Here is an 886-nt window from a genome sequence, read left to right on the forward strand (position 1 = left end):
GTTAAACGTACCATTTGCATCTGTTGTGGTGCGCAGATTCACCGCTTCACCGTAAAGATCCTGACCTGTCAGCTGGATCTCAATCCCCGCAAGGACAAAGTCATTCCCGTTGTTGGTGCCATCTTGGTTAATATCGACAAACACGCGGCCTGATATTGATTTGTTACCCGCCCTTGGCTTTTCAGTAAAACGGATCGCAGGGGTTGGATCTGTACCTACCATCACTTTGGCGACATTGCTTACTACGCCTTCACCTGTGCCAATATAGCGATTGCCGGTTTGATAGCTTGTGCTTGGTGTTTGCGTAATGGTGTAACCATCTGCATTTGATTCAATCAGGTCAGTAAAGCTGAATTCACCTTTAGCGTTAGTCGTTGTTGTAGCATTAACTGCCTGACCAAACTTATCAGCACCGCTAATTGTGACCCTGATGTCTTTTAACAGAGCATCATTTGAATCAACTACACCATCCTGATCCACATCGAAGAACACAGTACCAGCAATAGATTTATCACCGGCTTTTGGCTTTTCTGTAAAGCGGATCGCAGGGGTTGGATCTGTGCCTACCACTACCTTGGCGACATTGCTCACTACACCAGATTCAGTGCCGATATAACGATTGCCAGTTTGGTAAGTGGCACTCGGTGTTTGCGTGATGGTATAACCATCCGCATTTGATTCAATCAGGCCAGTAAAGCTGAATTCACCGTTGGCATTGGTCGTTGTTGTGGTATTTACTGCCTGACCAAACTTATCCGTGCCCGTGATTGTGACTGTAATGTCTTTTAACAGTGCATCATTAGAATCGACCACACCGTCCTGATCAACATCGAAGAATACAGTACCAGCAATAGATTTATCACCCGCCTTTGGCTTTTCAGTAAAA

1 protein-coding gene is annotated in these 886 nt (G+C 45.5%); it reads right to left on the reverse strand.

Translation table 11 applies throughout. The annotated features are described in order from the left end of the window. Positions 1–886: SdrD B-like domain-containing protein (locus N483_RS22365; protein ID WP_155735425.1), on the reverse strand; the 886-nt coding region annotated here is incomplete at both ends.

It is taken from the genome of Pseudoalteromonas luteoviolacea NCIMB 1944 (assembly GCF_001625565.1).
Lineage (GTDB): Bacteria > Pseudomonadota > Gammaproteobacteria > Enterobacterales > Alteromonadaceae > Pseudoalteromonas > Pseudoalteromonas luteoviolacea_F.